The following is a 17526-nucleotide window of genomic DNA, read 5'->3' on the forward strand; positions in this document are numbered from 1 at the left end:
CTGGTACGCTCTCGGTAACGTCCATCTACCACGAGAATTTTATACCTGACATTACAAGCGGGAAATTACACGATGGTCCCCTCCACTCGACGTACCCTCCTCCACAGCGCATGCGGGCTAGCGACGATGCTGGCCGGCTGTAGTGGAATGTTCGAGGGCAGCGACGAATCAACACGCACCGCTTCCGAAAACGATGGCTCGACCGCTCCGAGAGCTGGCATGGAGTCCGACCCGGCGGCAGTTGTCACACGCGTTGACGCCGACCGGCAGCCTGTCTGGCTCGACGATGGAGACGGTCGGCCAACCGAAAGCCAGCATTCCCATCGATTGGAGTCCAAGATTATCGATACGGAATCTAAAGCGGACCGGCTCGCCGTCGCCGGAGACGTGGACAGTTCGCTGGTCGAAACCTTCCTCGACGAGACTGACTTCGACACGGAAACCGTCTACGTCCAGAACGTGATGGTCGAGGAGTGCTTTCGACTAACGCTCTGTCAGGTCAGCTGGACGACGAACAGCGTCTCGACCGACTACGGCCGAGTGAGTCGCCCCTACGACGAACCGTGCACAGCAGGCAACAAGGTGTACGCGGTGTGGTTCATCCGGATTCCCGATACAGTCAACGCCGACGACATCTCCAGTTACTCCTCCTCCATCGGTGGGAGCGCCTGTGACAGCCAGCGAGTCGATGCCGAGGGCGAGGGCGGGGGCGGGTCAGCCTCGGATAGCGACCGCCGAACCCAGACTGGTGGTGAGCAGGCATGACCGACGACACGTCCGCGACGGGCGGGGAGTCCGGTCGGATGACCCGCCGTGGTGTGCTCGCCCTGGTTGGGGCCAGTGCTATCGCTGGTTGTAGCAGTATCGACAGTCTGGGTGGGGAACGCGAGGCAACTATCGATGCCTACAATCTGCCCGATGTCCCGCGCGACGAAGAGCGAGAATCCCCTGTCTCTCCTTCGATCCCGGTCGACATCACAGCGGAGCATTTCGACGCCGCGAGGGAGCGGATACGCTCGCTGCTGGCGACGCTTCCCACACCGTTGGGCCCCGAAGAAATCCCGAACGGTCACATCCGACAGCACCTGACAGATGCCGCCAGTAACGCCTCAGACGGCCTCGACGATGCGCGGACGGCCCGAACCGGGTTGATGGCGCTCCGGTCGTTGCGTCGCGCTCGCGAAAACGCCCGCTACGCCGCTGCGGGGTGGAGTGTTGTCGAGAGTGGCCGTACCGCTGCTCCGCTCCGAAACGAGCACGAAAGGACCGTGTCTGCGGCCCACGAAACCCGGCAGAAGCATGACTACATCGGGATTGACCCGGTGCGCGCGGCGCTAGTCCACGCCCGTATCGAGACGGGACTGGAGCGGGCCAGTGACATGGACGTCCTACCCAGAGAAGAGTCGGAGTTACTGTCGGTCGCCGAATGGGGTGAGACGGCCGAGTCGGCACAGGCGTATCTCGACGACGCTCGCCACCTGCGGGCGCGGTTCGCTGCTTCGCTTCCATCCGATGCTGGGACAGTCAGGCCGACGCTGACAGATGCAGCAGAAACACTGCTTGTGGACATCCGCGACAGGCAGGCGGACCTGCCGCCGGAAACGGCCGCTGACGAGCGATCTCCGGGACAGATGGTTGTGGACGAACTCCGCTGGGAGGTGGAGAGCGGTCTCAGCCGCCTCACTGATGCCGTCGGACCCGCGAGCGCTGTTGTCGATGCGAACAGCCAGATCGCCCGGTTCCGAGCGCTTGACCGCATTCAGTCACGTCGGGAGGCGGACGAACTCGCTCGGCCATCGGATGCGAAAACGGTTCGAGACATCAGACAGACCGCGTACGGTGCACTCACCGCGGCCCTTGAATCGACTTCACGGTCAGCACTGGCCCGGACAGTTCTCGTCGACGCCGGCCACAAGGTCATGGCCGCTGACCGTGAGTTAACACATCATCAAGGAGAGATATCGGCCACCACGCTCGATAGAAGCGTTGCGGACTACTGGCACGCGACGGCACTCGCCCGTTCAGTGTCGGCAGCGACGCACCAAACAGTCCGGGCGCTGCAGGCCGACTGAAACGGCACGACAACAGCGACACAACTGCTTCGGCGATCGTCGACCACGCGCCGCCACACTGTTATGTAGTTCCTTCTTCACAACATCCCTCTGATACTGATAGGCTCTGTGAGCTAATGTTGGTACGATTGTTATTCTCGGCCCCGTGGACGGCCAGCCCGACATCGAATGGGCTGTCGCTATTCCTGAACTGCACCGCCCTATAGAAATCGGGACCGAAGCAGCACCCACCGCTATCAGCGCGAGTGATGTCGGGAGACCGGTGACAGAGCGGACTCTCAAGGTTCAGGCAATGCCTTCGGCCTGCTCTCTTGGTATTACTCAGCGGGTATAATACACGACAGTAACAGTCGGTGATCTCTCTTGGCGTGAAATCATGACGTTACCGTTGTCATTCGAGCACGGGGTAGTGAGGACAGCGGCGTGGTACGTCACGTCATCCCGTTTGGCTGTAATGGATTCCCGGGAACAGGAGCCTGCACATCAATACGATACTGCGACCCAACTGACGGAGGACTCTCAGGCCGGGTCGAAACCGGTCATGCGTACCTTCGATCCGGAGACCGAGACGACGACCAGAGAGCGCGTCGGAACCATTCCAACGGACGGCACAAAACTCATACCATTGGTTTTTTTACAGAATGAGTATTCTGCCCGTCCCTCCGACTCTGAAACGTCAGCGTGGCCCCGTCGACGCGACTACCGAACAGAAACAGGGGTTTATAGCTGCTGACTCCCTGAACAACGAACGATTTCCGGCGGTCTGCGTCCCAGATATATACATATATATAAATCACCGCAGAACTGTGGCCCCTGCTTCTTTCCGGAAAGAGGCCACCCTCAAAACGGATGATGTTGAGAGCTATCACCACGAGCGGCGAGAGTACAGTTCGGTCCGCCAGCATACGGGTGAGACCGCGATGAGTTCGAACTCGCTGCCGTCAGCGGCGAAGACAGTACTCATCGGTGGCGGTATCGTCGGAAACAGTCTCGCGTACCATCTCGCCCGGATGGGGCGAGAAGACATCGCGATTCTGGACAAGGGGCCGTTGCCCGACCCCGGTGGCTCGACGGGTCACGCCTCGAACTTCCTGATGCCGGTGGAACACTCGAAGGAGATGACCCACCTCACCCGACGGAGTATCGAGCAGTACCGGGACATGGACACGTTCACCAACAGCGGCGGTATCGAAGTGGCACGCACCGAGGCACGGGTCGAGGAACTGAAACGCCGAATCCAGTCGGCGAAGGCGTGGGGCGAACCGGCGGAGCTGTTGACCCCCGAGGAAGTCGAAGCGCTCGTACCCTACGTCAACACTGACCTCGTCAAGGCAGGGTTTTACAGCACCGGCGCCGGGACGTGTGACCCGCTCCGGGCCGGTGAAGTGATGCGAGCGCGGGCGGACGAGTACACCGAGGGTGGCCTGCACGTCTCGCCCAACACCGAAGTGCTCGACCTTCACGTCGAAGACGGGTCGATACAGGCGGTCGAGACCGACCGCGGGACCATCACGGCCGACGAGGTGGTCATCGCGGCCGGGCTCTGGAGCCCGAAGCTCGCCGAGATGGCCGGCGTCGAGATCCCGCTGACGCCGGCGGTGCACCAGATGGTCAGCGTCGGTCCGATCTCCTTCTTCGAGGATTACGAGGGCGAAATCTCGTTCCCGGTCGTCCGCGACATGGACACCCAGATGTACGAGCGCCAGCACGGGAACGACCTCGAAGTCGGGTCGTATCAACACCGGCCGATACTCTGGGACGTCGAGGACATCCCGTCCATCGACGAAGCGCCGCTGTCGCCGACCCAGCCGCCGCTGACCGACGACGCCTTCGAGCAGTCGATGGCCGACGCGCTGGAGATCGTCCCGGAACTCCTCGACGACCCCGAGGCCGGCATCCGCCACGAAATCGACGGCCTACTTTCGCAGACGCCAGACGGTGCACCGCTTCTGGGCCCACTGCAGGACGTTGACGGGCTCTGGTCGTGTGCCGCAATCTGGATCAAAGAAGCCCCGGCCATCGGCGAGGCGGTTGCCCAGTGGATGACGCGTGGCTGGTCGGATATCGACCTCCACGGGGCCGACGTGAACCGGTTCTACGAGTACGGGACCTCCCGCTCGTTCGTCAAGGACCGGGCCAGCGAAGGGTTCCAGAAGATATACGACATCGTCCACCCGGCCGAACAGTACCAGTCGGCGCGGGAACTCCGGACGAGCCCGTTCTACGAGAAGCAGGCCGGCCTCGACGCGGAGTTCTTCGAGGCCGCGGGCTGGGAACGGCCGCAGTGGTACGAATCGAACAGCGATCTACTGGGCCGGTACGAGGACGAACTCGCCGAGTTCCAGCGGCCCAACGAGTGGGATTCGCGGTGGTGGTCGCCGATTATCCTCGCGGAACATCTCCACACCCGCGAGCACGTCTCGATGATCGGCGATATGGGCTTCAGCATCTTCGACTTCCGCGGGTCGGACGTCGTCGACTACCTCGAACGGATGGCCGTGGGCCGCATCGACGTCGACGTCGGCAAGACCGTGTACACGCCGATTCTCGCCGAAAACGGCGGCTTCGTTTCGGACCTGACAATCGCCCGACTCGGCCCCAAGCACTACCGAGTCGTCACCGGCGGCGCGGCGGGCGGGTCCGACCGGGCCTGGTTCGGCGGCCACATCCCGGACGACGCCGACGTGACGATGATCGACCGCTCCGAGTCGCTGTGCACGCTGGGCGTCTGGGGACCGAACGCCCGCGATATGGTGGAGGGCGTCACCGAGGAAGACATGTCCCACGACGCGTTCGAGCCGTACACGGCACAGGAAATCACGGTCGGCGAGGTAGACGCGTGGGCGATGCGGCTCTCCTACATCGGCGAGCAGGGCTGGGAGATCTACGCTCCGATGGGTCAGGGCCGCCGGCTCTGGGACGTGCTCTGGGAGGCCGGCCAGGACCACAATGTCCGGCCGGCCGGCATGGGCGTCTACGGGACGACCGGCCGCCTGGAGAAGGGGTACCGGCTGTTCGGGCACGAACTCGAACTGGAGTACAACCCGGCGGAAGCGGGGCTGACCTTCCACAGTGTCAAGGACGCCGATTTCATCGGGAAGGAAGCCTACGCAGAGGCTATCGACGAGGAGAATACGGCCACGCTATGTACGCTGTCCGTTGACGACCACGCGCCAGAGGGCGGCGAGCGCCGCTTCATGCTCGGGAACGAACCGGTCCTCGATGAGAACGGGGACGTTCTGGTCGACGACGAGGGTCGTCGGTCGTACGTCACCAGCGCCGGGACCGGCCCGAGCGTTGGCAAGCACCTCCTCATGGCGTACCTCCCGCAGTCCCACGCCGAGGAAGGGCAGAGCCTCCAGGTCGAGTACATGGGCCAGCAGTATCCGGTGACCGTCGAGGTCGTCGGGAGCCGGCCCCTGTTCAACCCGGAGAACGAGCGCATCAGGAGCTAGCACAGCCAGTGAACCGACTGCAATCGAACGACGGAGACACGACATGGACACCGTAGCCTGCATCAAACGCGTGCCGGACACCGGCGCGAAGCTCACACTGACCGACGACGAACAGGAGATAGACACGAGCCATCTGGGGTTCACGATATCGCCCCACGAGGAGTGCGCCGTCGAGGAGGCCATTCAGGTGGCCGACGACCACGACGGGACGGCCACCGTGATGTCGCTCGGATCGGTGGACGCCGACGAACAGCTCCGGACCGGGCTCGCGATGACGGCCGGCGAGGCGACGCTGCTGGAAACCGACGGGGAGGAGTGGCGGCCTCGCGAAACGGCGGCCGCGCTCGCGGACGCCCTCAGCGGCGACGCCGGCACCGATCCGGAGTTCGACCTCCTCCTGTTCGGGAACGAATCGGCCGACGTGGCGAACCACCAGGTCGGGGTTCGCGTCGCCGAGCGGCTGGACGTGCCGTTCGTCGCGGGCGTGTCAGACCTGACGATTGAGGACGGGACGGCCGTCGCCGAGCGCGACGTGACTGGTGGGACCGAGGTGTACGAACTCGACCTGCCAGCGGCCGTCGGCGTGAGGGAGGGGCTCAACACGCCCCGCTACGCCTCGATGCGCGCCAAGATGCAGGCGCGCAAACAGTCGATCGGGCGGCAGGACCCAGTCGCCAGCGAGTTCGACGGGGGTATCGAGAAAGTCCGGTTGGAAGCGCCGGAGAGCACGGAGGGCTCGGCCGAGGTGCTCGGCGATGGATCGGACGCCGTACCCGCAGTCGTCGACCTGCTCCGCGACGACCTGGAGGTGATCTGACTGTGATACTGAGCCTCGTCGAACATGCGGGCGGAAGTCCCGAAGAGCCCTCGCTGGAGGCGCTCACGCTGGCCCGTGAACTGGCGACGGCGACCGACGCGGCGCTCGAAGCCGTCGCGTTCGGCGCAGAATCGGCGGCGCTCGGGGAGAAACTCGGTGACTACGGCGTAGAGACGCTCCACCACGTCGGTGACGAGCGGCTTGACACGTACGCACCCGAGGCCTGGGCGGAGAGTATCGCGCAGTTGCTCGACGCCACGGACCCGGACGCAGTCGTCGCCCCGGGGACTGACCGCGGACAGGAGGTGCTAGCCCACGTCGGTGCCAGGCGCGACCTGCCGATGGCGGCCAACTGTCTCGACGTCGAGGCCGGCGACGTGTACGAACTGTCGCGCCAGCGATGGGGTGGTAGCCTCGTCGAACACACACGCCTTGACAGTGACACGAAACTGGTGACTGCGGCGGAACACGAGTTTTCGCCGGAGACGGCGACAGAGACAGTTGAGTCGACGGTCCAGCCGTTCGAGCCGTCGCTCGACGAGAGCGCGTTCCGGGTCAGTGTCGACCGAGTCGAGGAGTCCGACGAGACCGGTGTGTCGCTCGGCGAGGCCCGCGTCGTCGTCGGCGGCGGGCGCGGTGTCGGTGGTCCGGAAGATTACGACAAACTGGAGACGCTGGCCGATAGCCTCGGCGGAACCGTCGGCGCGTCGCGGGCCGCCGTCAACGAGGGCTGGCGACCGCACAACGACCAGATCGGACAGACGGGCACGAAGATCAGCCCGGACCTCTACGTCGCCTGCGGTATCAGCGGTGCGGTGCAGCACATGGTGGGCTGTAAGGGTGCGGACAACATCCTGGCTATCAACACCGACCCGGAGGCGGCCATCATGCAGAAGGCCGACTACGCCGTCGTCGGCGACCTCCACGAGGTCGTGCCGGAGCTGAACGACGCGCTGGGAGACGGGGGCTGAGACGGGCAGCCGTTCCGTGTGCGGACTTGGTTGACGGGCTGGCCGCCTCGGCTCATTCTTTGACGACGTAGTCCCCGAAGTTCTCGACAGTTCCCACGGGCGGCGCGCCGAAAGCGAGCCAGACGTGCGTCTCTTCAGTATGGTTACAGAGATTCCGGACCGTGTCCGGGTGGACGCGGACGACCCCGCCCTCGGGGACATCGTGGACGTCACCCTCGATGACTATCTGGCCGCCGGTCGTCGCGACGAACACCTCCTCCTGGCCGTCGTGTGTATGCGGTGTCGTCACCGATCCCGGTTCGACGATGACCTGATTCACCCGCATCTCCGTACAGCCGAGCGGGTCCGTGAGCTTCCGGACCTCTGTCTCACAGGTGTTGAACTGCTCTGTCGGTACCGTCGCTGGCTGGACGATTTCGAACGAAGACGCCATACAGCGTCTTGACAGAGTCCGGTCATAGCCTTTGTGACGGAACGGCCCACGCGGAGGGCGAATACCTTCAGGGAAATCATTAGGCGAGTGGGGCGAGAGTGCCGTGGTATGGACAGTCAATCACCAGAGCCGACTGGGGTTGAGCCCGACAGATGACGTTCGCGGACCAGCCTATCAGTGAGTTTCTCGACGACGTCGCGTCGGACCAGGTGACCCCGAGCGGCGGTGCGGTCGCGGCCGTCGGCGGCGCGATGGGCGCGGCGCTCTGTGAGATGGTCTGTATCCACACTGTCGGCACAGACGGGTCCGAGGCAGCGGCTGATGAACTAAGCGAGGTTGGTGACACGCTGGCCGACCGGCGAGAACGGCTGCTTGCCCTCGCCGACGAGGACGCAGCCACGGTCGACGCGGTCGGGGCCGCAATCGAGTCCGGGGACGACGCCCGGATGCAGGCGGCTTCGAAACGTTCGACGGAAGTGCCACTGGAGACGGCCGAGGTCTGTCTCGACGTCGTTGAGCACGCCCGCACGGTGACTGCGAAGGGGACGCCGGTCGCTGTCCCGGACGCGGCCGTCGGGGCGCTGCTCGCGGCGGCGGCGCTACAGGCGTCCGTCGCGACTGTCCGGGCCAATCTCGACATGATCGACGACGAATCATTCGTGGCAGCGATGAAACAGCGGGCAGACGAGGCAGAAGCGGCCGGCAAAGCGGCGCTCGACGAAGCGGTCGCAAACGCGGAGCGGTGAGCGTCGTCACCTCGTCGAACGCCGAGCGGCATCCGTTAAAAATCGAGCGGACGAGCCACAGGAGCTGGGACGCGAGGCCGGTTCGTCAGAACAGCCCCGAAATGTTACCGTCTTCGTCGATGTCCATGTCGGCGGCAGCCGGTCGGGCCGGCAGGCCAGGCATCGTGAGCGCGTCGGCCGTGAGAGCGACCAGGAAGCCAGCTCCGGCAGACGGGTACACTTCGCTGATTTCGAGTTCCCAGCCCTCCGGCGCGCCCTTCTGGCTCGCGTCGTCGCTCAGCGAGTGGAACGTCTTGGACATGACGACCGGGTAGTCGTCGAAATCGAGCTCGTTCATCTGCTCGATGTCGTCGAGCGCGCCGCCGGTGTATTTCACGTCGTCAGCGCCGTAAATCTCGGTCGCGACGGTGTGGATCTTCTCCTTGATGCTGTCCTCGTCGTCGTACAGCATCCGGAAGTCCTCCTCGTTGCTCTCCTCGGTTGCCTCGATGACGTTCTCCGCGAGGTCGACGCCGCCCTCGCTGCCGTCGGAGAACACGTTCGACTCAGCCGCTCTGACCCCGAGGTCCTCACGGCAGTGGTCCAAGATGGCCTGAATCTCCTCGTCGGTGTCGTCCGGGAAGCGGTTGACGGAGACGACGACCGGGACGCCGAACTTCTGGAGGTTCGTCGCGTGCTTGTCGAGGTTCGAGAAGCCCGCTTCGACGGCTTCGACGCCGGCCTCGTCGATTTCGTCGTAGTCGACCGGCCACTGGTCGAGGCCGTGGTATTTGAGCGCGCGGACCGACGCCACCAGCACGACGGCGTTCGGCGTCATATCGCCCTTGCGACAGACCACGTCCATGAACTTCTCGGCCCCGAGGTCGGAGCCGAAACCAGCCTCGGTGACGAGGTAGTCGCCCATGCCGAAGGCAGTCTTGTCGGCGACGAGCGAGTTCGTCCCGTGGGCGATGTTCGCGAACGGCCCGCCGTGGACCAGCGCCGGCGTCCCCTCGATGGTCTGGACGACGTTCGGCTTGATCGCGTCCCGGAGTAGCATGGTTGCTGGGCCGGTCGCTTCGATATCTTCGACCGTGACCGGGTCGCCGTCCTCGTCGTAGGCGACGATGATGCGACTGACTCGCTCTTTGAGGTCGCCCAGGTCACTCGCCAGGCACAGCACCGCCATCAGTTCTGAGGCGGCGGTAAGGAGGAAGCTGTCCTCCCGTGGCGTCCCACCGGTTTTCCCGCCGAGGCCGACGACGGTCTCCCGGAGCGCGCGGTCGTTCATGTCGATAGCGCGCGGCCAGGAGACGTTGTTGATGTCGATGTTCAGGTCGTCACCCTGCGAGATCTTCGCGTCGAGCATCGCGGCGATGAGGTTGTGTGCGGAGGTGAGCGCGTGGAGGTCGCCGGTGAAGTGGAGGTTGATGTCCTCCATCGGAAGGACCTGCGACCGGCCGCCGCCTGCTGCGCCGCCTTTGACGCCGAACACCGGGCCAAGCGACGGTTCCCGGATGGCGATCATCGCTTCCTCGCCGACGTGGTTGAGCGTCTGTCCGAGGCCGACGGTCGTTACCGTCTTCCCCTCGCCTTTCGGCGTCGGGGTCATCCCGGTTACCAGGACGAGGTTCTGCTCCTTGTCCTCGGCCTGTTCACGGAGGCGCTCGATGGCGTGTTGTTTGACTTTCGCGGTGTATTCGCCGAAGTACTGGAGGTCGTCGAGGCCGAGTCCCCACGGCTCTACCAGTTCCCAGATCGGTTCCATCTCGGTCGACTGGGCGATATCGTAGTCCGTAGGAATCGGCTCCTGTGTCTCTTCGGTCGCGGATTGCTCATCCTGTGAAGACATCTCGACTAGCCCTTCCCTACACCGTCGTAATAATGTTAGTGAACCTGATACTATCGGGATAGGATGTGTTCGAGACGCCGTTACGGACCGCGTAAGCCACATCATGTATCTCGGCTTACGAGATTGGTTCCGTGGCCCAGCAGCAGTCCGGACGGCAGCGGCAGCGACGTCGGGATCTACGAAATGACTCGATCACGGTTTCCGGGCCGCCATTGAGGAGTTTCTCGTGGGTTTCGGCCTGAAGAGGGTGCTCCACCTCGTTACGTGCTATCGACGCAGAACCCTCTGGCGATAAATTAATCAGGCCGCCGCCGCCCAATTATGGTATGGAGTACCACGAGTCGGCGGACTACCTGCAGTCGCTACAACGCCGTCGGCCCAAGTTGGGGACCGATACGACGGCGCGTATGCTCGCACATCTCGGTGACCCGGACAACAGTTTCGACAGCGTGCAGATCGCCGGGTCGAACGGAAAGGGAAGCACCGCCCAGATGACCGAGAGCGTGCTCAGAGCCGCCGGGCTGGACGTCGGCCTGTTCACTTCGCCGGGATTGAACGGCTTTCGGGAGCAAGTCACGGTCAACGGCGGCCGGATACCCAAAGAGCGGGTGACGGAGTTCGTCGAACAGATCGAGCCATGTATCGACCGCCTGGCCGCCGAGGACGACAAGCCGACGCATTTCGAGGTACTCACCGCGCTTGCGCTCTATCATTTCGATGTCGAAGACGTCGATGTGGCAGTTCTGGAAGTCGGTATCGGCGGCCGGTACGACGCCACGAGCGCGGTCGATCCCGTCGCAAGCGCCGTCACCAGTATCAGTTTAGAACACACCGATCTGCTCGGCGACACAATCGAGGAGATCGCTCTGGACAAAGCACAGGTCGCGCCCGGAGACGCCCCGCTCGTGACCGGAACGACCGGCGCTGCCCTCGATGCAATCGAGGGGATTACCGACACCATCACCGTCGGCGGCGAGGCGGCCGACGTCACTGCGGTGGAGAACGGGATGCGCTCGGCCGTCGAGAACCGCATCTCCCTCACGGGGCCGGACTGGGCGCTCGAATCGAACCTCAAACTGCTCGGTCAGCACCAGGCCGAAAACGCCGGCGTCGCCGCGACGCTGGCCCGACAACTCACCGACGTGGACACGGAAACCATATCCGAGGGGCTGCGGGCCGCGACGCTGCCGGGGCGGTTCGAGGTCCGGTCGACCGACCCGATGGTCGTCCTCGATGGCTCCCACAACCCCGGCGCGATGGCGACGCTGGCGACACTCATCGAGCGATACGACTACGACGACCTCCATGTGGTCTTCGCCGCGATGGAAGACAAAGAGTACGAGCAGATGATCGCGACGCTTCCGGCCGTCGAGACAGCGTTTGCCGCGCGACCGAAGGTGGACCGAGCCGCGAGTACGGAGTCGCTCGCTGCGGCGTTCGAGGGCCAGGCAGCCCAGGTCCAGCGAGTCGAGTCCGTTCCGGAAGCCACCGAACGGGCGATAGCGGCGGCCGACGCGGACGACTTCGTGCTCGTCGCAGGATCGCTCTACGCAGTCGCCGAAGCTCGGGACCGCTGGAGCCGGCTGGTCGTTCCCGGGGACAACCTCCAGCAGGCGTCGACGGGAGAGACTGCTAAAGCCGGAAGTGAACCAGAAATCCACCAGCAGATGCTTTCGGTCACGTTGCGGCGCGACCAGGCGGGAGTCCTAAAACAGGAGCTCGAGGACTGTGGCGGTACCTGTACTTGTTCGACTGTCGGGATGCCTGAGAAGCTCGTCGACACGACGCTGTCGGGAACGCCGCGACAGTTTCAACAGCTCACTGACAGACTGGCTTCGACAGGGCTGGGGCTCGGTCGGCTCGCCACGCAACTCGAAGGCACGCTGTCTGACAGGTCGTTCCCGCCGCCGTTCGACAGGGAAGAGGCGGCCGTGATGGGTATTCTCAACGTCACGCCGGACAGTTTCTACGACGGCGGCGAGTACAACCGCCGCGACCTCGCGGTCAGTCACGCGGAACAGATGATCGAGTCCGGGGCGGATATCATCGACATCGGCGGCGAAAGCACGCGGCCCGGCGCAGATCCGGTGTCCGTCGAAACGGAAATCGACCGCGTAGTGCCCGTTATCGAGGCCGTGTCCTCGCTCGATGCGACTGTCTCCGTCGATACCCGAAAAGCCGCCGTCGCTGACGCGGCGTTGGACGCGGGTGCCGACATCGTCAACGACGTGTCGGGACTGTCGGACCCCGAGATGCGGTTCGTGGTTGCCGACCACGACGCGTCCGTCATCCTGATGCATAGCCTGTCCGCGCCAGTGGACCCAGGTCGAACTGTGACCTACGACGACGTCGTCGACGACGTGCTTCGAGACCTCACAGAACAGATCCTGCTCGCCGAGCAAGCCGGCATCGACCGCGAGCAGATTATCGTCGACCCCGGCTGTGGTTTCGGGAAGAACGCCGCCGAATCGTTCGAACTCGTCGACCGACTCCACGAGTTCCACGCGCTCGGCTGTCCGGTGCTGGTCGGGCACTCCCGGAAGTCGATGTTTGCCGACATGAGCGACGCCGGTGCGGACAGGCTGCCACCGACTCTGGCCACGACAGCGCTGGCCGCCGAACGTGGGGCTGACGCAGTCAGGGTCCACGACGTCTCCGAGAACAACGCCGTGCTCAAGACGGTCTCAGCGACGGCGTCGCGACCGTCTCAGATGCGACAACAGTGATACCTGTGCAGCCCGAACAGTATGTATGCTACAGTTTCCAGTTCAGCTCGGTTCGGGCCTGCTCGAATCCGTCGGGCAGGTGGCAGCAGTCGCTGGCACCGTCGTCCTTCTGCTGATGCTCGTCGGTCTGGGTGCCTTCGCGTACAAGAGCCTCATCGGAGACGGTATCCGCTGGCCCGATGAGCGAGAAGAGGCGGACAGTGAGGAGGACGACGGCGTCGTGCAAGGGAGCCGTGAGGACGACTGGAAGTATTACTGACGGCAGAATCCCACTCGCGTGTTGGAACTGGGCATCACCCTGCTTTTGATCTCGTAGCCGTTTCGAAGCAACGCATACCGGCCAAACGGCAGCAGTGATCAGTGTACCCATCGTCTCAATCAGTACTGCGGTCGTAGGAGTGTTCGAACTCCCAGTGGTACCGACAGTCCGTGCAGGTCGCCCACTCGGGGATGTCGAACCGCTCGGGGTGGCGTTGCCCGTGCTCCATCCGGCTCCGACAGACCGGGCAGGTGAGATACAGGAGCTGCAGGTCGGCGAACTCGTCGTGGCTGTATTCGCCGACACACCGCGGACAGTCGATGCTGTCACGCGCGTTGTGCTGGAAGATTTCCGACTCGCATCGCGGACATTCGACCGTCGCTGGCGGCCGTCTCGCCCACCCAATGTCACCGTCGTACGTCGTCGTTGCCGTGTCCATGCTCGACAGCCTGAACTTGTTCGGCCCGTCACTCTGCTGGAGTGGCGCGGCCACCCGCTTGCCGACCCAGACAAGCTTCGAGAGCAGAGCTGCGAGCCATCCAGACACTGTGACATGGTATGTATTCTGACGGCTTAAATTTCCGGGCAGTACGAACGCTGACCCGATGGTGAGCGGTCGATAGGTTTTCACGGCGACCCGCGGTATGTGGCATATGAGTGTTGACGCGGCTGTCGGTGTTGCGCCGACCGTCCCGGGACTGGCGGCAACTGTTGTGAATCCCGTCGTGGGACAGTTGATGCCCGGCGTTGGCACCGAACTGTCCAGACCGCTCCGCGGGCTCGTCTCGTTCGTTCTCGTGCTCGTGGCCGGCGCATTGGTGCTCCGGCTGCGGCGGAACTACGTCAACGAGTCGATTGACGCGATTTCGGACAGCCCGGCGACGGCCGTCCTCTACGGCATCGCTGGGTACGTGATCGTCGGTATCGTCGGCCTCTACGGGGCAACAACGCTAGCCCGCCTCAGCGTCGCTGGCGGGGTATTCGTCCGTGTCGCGATTCTCATCAGTAGTGCGTTCGTCCTGGTACTCACAAGCTTCGGCTTTCTCGTGGTCGGCACACTCCTCACTGATATCTTTGGCAGCCGCCGACCAACATACGGGCTCCTCATCGGAGCGTTTCTCAGCGCTGTCTCGTGGGTTCTGCTTTCACCCGCCGGCAGTATCGTGTCCAGCCTCGCCATCGCCGCGTTCGGAATCGGCGGCTCTGCCCGGATTTGGATACACTCTGAACGGACGGTCGAAACAGAACTGGGCGGCCGGTAGCGTGAACGGTTTCGGCCGCTGTTGGCTATAGCATCTGACACTACCGGTCGCGTCGGAAAACGCCAAAACGAGAGGTTTCAGTCGGTACCCGTCGCCGTGTCGTCTCCCGGGTCGGAGATATCTGTCACCATTTCGTCGCCGGCGGTCACGACGTCGACATCATCCCGTTCAGAGAGGTCCTGAATCGTTTCTGCGAACTCTTCCGATTCGAGTATCTGGTACTCGTTGTCGAGCCCCAGATACACTGTATAGCACATCAGACACAGGATGAACGCGAACGGGAGTCCTGTGGTGATTGCGGCCGTCTGGAGCGCCGTCAGACCGCCACCGATGAGCAGGATGGACGCGACAAGGCCCTCGGTAAGGGCCCAGAATATCCGCTGTGTTCGCGGCACGTCGTGCTTTCCGCCCGAAGTCAGATGGTCGATGACCAGTGACCCGGAGTCAGACGACGTGACGAAGAACGTGATGACCAGCAGCGTCGCGATCAGTCCACTGACCACGCCAAGCGGGAACTGCTCCAGCAGGGCGAACATCGCGACGGTCTGGCCGACCTCGTTGTACGTCGCCAGCGCCTGTCCGTTCCCCAGCAGGGAGTTGAACATCGCGCTGCCGCCGAACACCGAGAGCCAGAGCGTCGAGAACATCGATGGAAGGAACAGCACGCCCAGTACAAACTCCCGGACGGACCGACCCTTCGAAATGCGCGCGATGAACATCCCGACGAACGGCGACCACGCGATCCACCAGCCCCAGTAGAACACGGTCCAGGCGGTGGGGGTCCCGTTCGCCGCTTCGTTGAGCGTCCCGGTAAAGAACCCGAGCGCCAGAATGTTTCCGAAGTACGCGCCGAGGCCCTCTGCCCACGTCCCGAAGATGTACACCGTCGGACCCACGATGACGAGGAACCCGAGTAGTGCGAACATCAGGTAGAGGTTCAGCGTACTCAGCCGCTTGACACCGCCGTCGAGCCCCGCTGCGACCGAGAGGGTCGCGATGAGCGTGATCCCGGCGATGAGCGCGACTTGCGGCCAGGTCCCTGTCGGGACACTCACCGCACCGAGCATGTCGCCGCCCACGTAGGAGAGCCCCGTGTTGACCTGTGCAACACCGAGTCCCAGTGAGGTTGACAGCCCGAACAGCGTCGCGAACACCGTCACGAGGTCGATGATGTGGCCCGGCCAGCCGTAAATCCGCTCGCCCAGCAGGGGCCAGAATATCGACCGGAAGGTGAGTGGGAGTCCCCGGTTAAACGAGAAGAACGCGAGGCCGAGTCCCACTAGGCCGTACACCGCCCACGGGTGAAAGCCCCAGTGGAAGAACGTCTGCGCCATCGCGGCGGACGCCGCTGCGCCGGTCCCCGCTTCGGCCCCGAAGAAGCTCGGGGGTTCTGGAAGTAGTACAGCGGTTCCGAGACGCTGAAGAACATGAGGCCGATACCCATGCCGGCGCTGAACAGCATCGCCATCCAGGAGAAGTCGCTGAACTCCTTTTCGGCCTCGACGCCGCCGATTCTGATATTGCCGTACTTGCTGAACGCGAAGTAAAGCAGTGTGATGATGAACACGTTCACCGCCAGCAGGTAGAACCAGCCGAAAGTGTCCCCGATGGTATTGAACAGCCATGTGTACGCCGAGGCTGCGGTGTCACCGAGCAGTATCGTCACTGCGATGAACAGCGCAATGATCACCAGCGCCACCGGGAATACCACCGGATGGATGTCGAATCCAGCCGCCTGAATGTTCGTATCACCGGGTTCGCGGTCGGACTCCGGATGGAACAACTCGACCTGAAGCCCGTCAGACATTTCCCCGGTTTGGTCGTCACTGTTTGCCATACGTTACCCCTCTCGAACGCGGTACTGGTCTGTGGTGTCTCATTGTCGTAGTCGCGGTCGTCCTCTGTCGTAGTCCGTTGCCACCGTCATGGTAACGACATCCCGGCGTAGCGCGCCTACAGCAGTCGCATCCTGTTTGTCTTACTGTACTCGCTCGGGCGGACACGACGTGCCCGCAGGGCTATTGTCGGCGTGTTTTGTGTGCTACACAGTCTCATACTTATGCACTGATGCAACTGTAATAAAACTTCACCTTAGACACCAATATATCACGGACTGAAGCACTGTACGGCTGTGACTCGGCAGACATTTCTCCTATCTAGTACATTGAGGTTTGCTGGCTGTCGACGAGTCTTCGATTGTCTCACCGCTTGATGGGTGCGTATTTATTTCGGACTCCCACTTAGCATCAGTATGGCACGACTTCTGGCAACAGGGGCAGCCGCGGTGGCAGCACTGCTGATGGGCGTCGGCCTCGTCGGGATGACAGTCGGCGACTTCCGACTCGCAGGATTCAGTTTCCTCAGCGCCAGCCTGGTGATCTACATACGTGAGACGCGACTGATAGACGCGTAGCTGGTGTCAAATGTCGTTGACACTCATCCGCTGACTGATGACTGGAATGCTCGACGTCCGGACCACTTTATCGGTTGTCCCACCGAGCAGGTTCCCGAGCTTTCCACGGAACGCCGAGCCCAGGACAATCGCGTCCATGTCTTCGTTTTCAGCGAACTCGACGATTTCCTCGCTGGGTGCGCCGGTTTTGAAATGCGTCTTGTAATCGACGCCGTGCTCTTGGGCGACGTTCCCGAGATTCGCCAGAACCTCTTCCCCGTAGTTTCGATACTCCTCGCGCATCTCCTCTTCGTCATCTCTGAGCGCAAGCGCACGCGGCGTGCCCGGCAGGTCAATGACGTACAATGCATGGACTGTCGCGCCGAGTGCAGCGGCGAGTTCGATGCCGTGTTCTGCCCCTCTCCGGGCCTCGTCACTGCCGTCATACGGGACGAGTATGTGGTCGTACATGGTGCCTGACTCATGTGTAATTCCCCCACACACCTGTTATAGGTTTCCCCGCTCGTGGCGTCGATCCGTCGAGCTGAATGCCGATTCCGGC

The 17526-nt window shown here is 63.2% G+C and carries 14 protein-coding genes and 1 pseudogene; 10 read left to right on the forward strand and 5 right to left on the reverse strand.

Annotated features, from left to right (window positions below; genetic code table 11):
• Positions 1 to 72 precede the first annotated feature (72 nt).
• The 5 genes from Har1131_RS15470 to Har1131_RS15495 all read left to right on the forward strand — a co-directional run bounded on the left by Har1131_RS15470 (position 73) and on the right by Har1131_RS15495 (position 7315).
• Positions 73 to 765 (forward strand): hypothetical protein, encoded by a 693-nt coding sequence (locus Har1131_RS15470; protein WP_225308136.1) that lies wholly within the window; start codon positions 73 to 75, stop codon positions 763 to 765.
• The gene (locus Har1131_RS15475; protein WP_175055172.1) at positions 762 to 2072 is read left to right on the forward strand and encodes a hypothetical protein; all 1311 of its coding nucleotides are present in this window, start codon (positions 762 to 764) and stop codon (positions 2070 to 2072) included. Before Har1131_RS15470 ends, Har1131_RS15475 begins: the two co-directional genes overlap by 4 nt.
• 920 nt (positions 2073 to 2992) lie before the next feature.
• A complete protein-coding gene (locus tag Har1131_RS15485) occupies positions 2993 to 5527 on the forward strand; it encodes an FAD-dependent oxidoreductase (RefSeq protein WP_151147615.1) in 2535 nt (844 codons plus the stop codon).
• A gap of 43 nt (positions 5528 to 5570) precedes the next feature.
• Positions 5571 to 6344: an electron transfer flavoprotein subunit beta/FixA family protein gene (locus tag Har1131_RS15490; RefSeq protein ID WP_064288977.1), complete on the forward strand. Its 774-nt coding sequence runs from the start codon at positions 5571 to 5573 to the stop codon at positions 6342 to 6344.
• A 2-nt stretch (positions 6345 to 6346) separates the two neighbouring features.
• The gene (locus tag Har1131_RS15495; protein WP_014031173.1) at positions 6347 to 7315 is read left to right on the forward strand and encodes an electron transfer flavoprotein subunit alpha/FixB family protein; all 969 of its coding nucleotides are present in this window, start codon (positions 6347 to 6349) and stop codon (positions 7313 to 7315) included.
• 52 nt (positions 7316 to 7367) lie between these two features.
• On the opposite strand, the gene Har1131_RS15500 is transcribed toward Har1131_RS15495, so the two are convergent.
• Positions 7368 to 7748 (reverse strand): hypothetical protein, encoded by a 381-nt coding sequence (locus tag Har1131_RS15500; protein ID WP_050038315.1) that lies wholly within the window; start codon positions 7746 to 7748, stop codon positions 7368 to 7370.
• A 152-nt stretch (positions 7749 to 7900) separates the two neighbouring features.
• Between Har1131_RS15500 and Har1131_RS15505 the strand changes: the two genes are divergently transcribed.
• Positions 7901 to 8494, forward strand: coding sequence for a cyclodeaminase/cyclohydrolase family protein (locus Har1131_RS15505; RefSeq protein WP_050038314.1), 594 nt, complete (start codon positions 7901 to 7903; stop codon positions 8492 to 8494).
• Between the two features lie 85 nt (positions 8495 to 8579).
• On the opposite strand, the gene Har1131_RS15510 is transcribed toward Har1131_RS15505, so the two are convergent.
• Complete coding sequence (locus Har1131_RS15510) at positions 8580 to 10325, reverse strand: formate--tetrahydrofolate ligase (RefSeq protein WP_014031176.1); 1746 nt, start codon at positions 10323 to 10325, stop codon at positions 8580 to 8582.
• 326 nt (positions 10326 to 10651) lie between these two features.
• Here Har1131_RS15510 and folP point away from each other — a divergent pair, with 326 nt between their 5' ends.
• Both folP and Har1131_RS15520 read left to right on the forward strand, forming a co-directional pair.
• Positions 10652 to 13051: a dihydropteroate synthase gene (gene folP, locus Har1131_RS15515; RefSeq protein WP_050038313.1), complete on the forward strand. Its 2400-nt coding sequence runs from the start codon at positions 10652 to 10654 to the stop codon at positions 13049 to 13051.
• A gap of 25 nt (positions 13052 to 13076) precedes the next feature.
• Positions 13077 to 13310, forward strand: coding sequence for a hypothetical protein (locus Har1131_RS15520; protein ID WP_014031178.1), 234 nt, complete (start codon positions 13077 to 13079; stop codon positions 13308 to 13310).
• Positions 13311 to 13425: 115 nt separating this feature from the next.
• Here Har1131_RS15520 and Har1131_RS15525 read toward each other — a convergent pair whose 3' ends face one another.
• A complete protein-coding gene (locus tag Har1131_RS15525) occupies positions 13426 to 13857 on the reverse strand; it encodes a hypothetical protein (protein ID WP_225308138.1) in 432 nt (143 codons plus the stop codon).
• Positions 13858 to 13963: 106 nt separating this feature from the next.
• On the opposite strand from Har1131_RS15525, the gene Har1131_RS15530 reads away from it, so the two are divergent.
• Positions 13964 to 14572 (forward strand): hypothetical protein, encoded by a 609-nt coding sequence (locus Har1131_RS15530; protein ID WP_050006941.1) that lies wholly within the window; start codon positions 13964 to 13966, stop codon positions 14570 to 14572.
• Between the two features lie 77 nt (positions 14573 to 14649).
• Here the strand turns inward: Har1131_RS15530 and Har1131_RS15535 are convergent.
• Positions 14650 to 16409, reverse strand: a pseudogene (locus tag Har1131_RS15535) (BCCT family transporter).
• Positions 16410 to 16823: 414 nt separating this feature from the next.
• Between Har1131_RS15535 and Har1131_RS21865 the strand changes: the two are divergent.
• On the forward strand, positions 16824 to 16985 hold the full coding sequence (locus tag Har1131_RS21865) for a hypothetical protein (RefSeq protein WP_005533017.1): 162 nt from the start codon (positions 16824 to 16826) through the stop codon (positions 16983 to 16985).
• Between the two features lie 6 nt (positions 16986 to 16991).
• Here the strand turns inward: Har1131_RS21865 and Har1131_RS15540 are convergent, their stop codons facing one another.
• A complete protein-coding gene (locus Har1131_RS15540; protein WP_014031182.1) occupies positions 16992 to 17435 on the reverse strand; it encodes a universal stress protein in 444 nt (147 codons plus the stop codon).
• Positions 17436 to 17526: the final 91 nt, after the last annotated feature.

Source organism: Haloarcula sp. CBA1131 (assembly GCF_008728975.1).
In the GTDB taxonomy this organism is placed as follows: Archaea; Halobacteriota; Halobacteria; order Halobacteriales; family Haloarculaceae; genus Haloarcula; species Haloarcula hispanica.

Coding starts and splice junctions, on each gene's coding strand:
- folP (WP_050038313.1), top strand. CDS start 10,652: ATGGAGTACCACGAGTCGGCGGACTACCTGCAGTCGCTACAACGCCGT.
- Har1131_RS15490 (WP_064288977.1), top strand. CDS start 5,571: ATGGACACCGTAGCCTGCATCAAACGCGTGCCGGACACCGGCGCGAAG.
- Har1131_RS21865 (WP_005533017.1), top strand. CDS start 16,824: ATGGCACGACTTCTGGCAACAGGGGCAGCCGCGGTGGCAGCACTGCTG.
- Har1131_RS15540 (WP_014031182.1), bottom strand. CDS start 17,435: ATGTACGACCACATACTCGTCCCGTATGACGGCAGTGACGAGGCCCGG.
- Har1131_RS15500 (WP_050038315.1), bottom strand. CDS start 7,748: ATGGCGTCTTCGTTCGAAATCGTCCAGCCAGCGACGGTACCGACAGAG.
- Har1131_RS15510 (WP_014031176.1), bottom strand. CDS start 10,325: ATGTCTTCACAGGATGAGCAATCCGCGACCGAAGAGACACAGGAGCCG.
- Har1131_RS15505 (WP_050038314.1), top strand. CDS start 7,901: ATGACGTTCGCGGACCAGCCTATCAGTGAGTTTCTCGACGACGTCGCG.
- Har1131_RS15485 (WP_151147615.1), top strand. CDS start 2,993: ATGAGTTCGAACTCGCTGCCGTCAGCGGCGAAGACAGTACTCATCGGT.
- Har1131_RS15475 (WP_175055172.1), top strand. CDS start 762: ATGACCGACGACACGTCCGCGACGGGCGGGGAGTCCGGTCGGATGACC.
- Har1131_RS15520 (WP_014031178.1), top strand. CDS start 13,077: ATGCTACAGTTTCCAGTTCAGCTCGGTTCGGGCCTGCTCGAATCCGTC.
- Har1131_RS15470 (WP_225308136.1), top strand. CDS start 73: ATGGTCCCCTCCACTCGACGTACCCTCCTCCACAGCGCATGCGGGCTA.
- Har1131_RS15530 (WP_050006941.1), top strand. CDS start 13,964: ATGAGTGTTGACGCGGCTGTCGGTGTTGCGCCGACCGTCCCGGGACTG.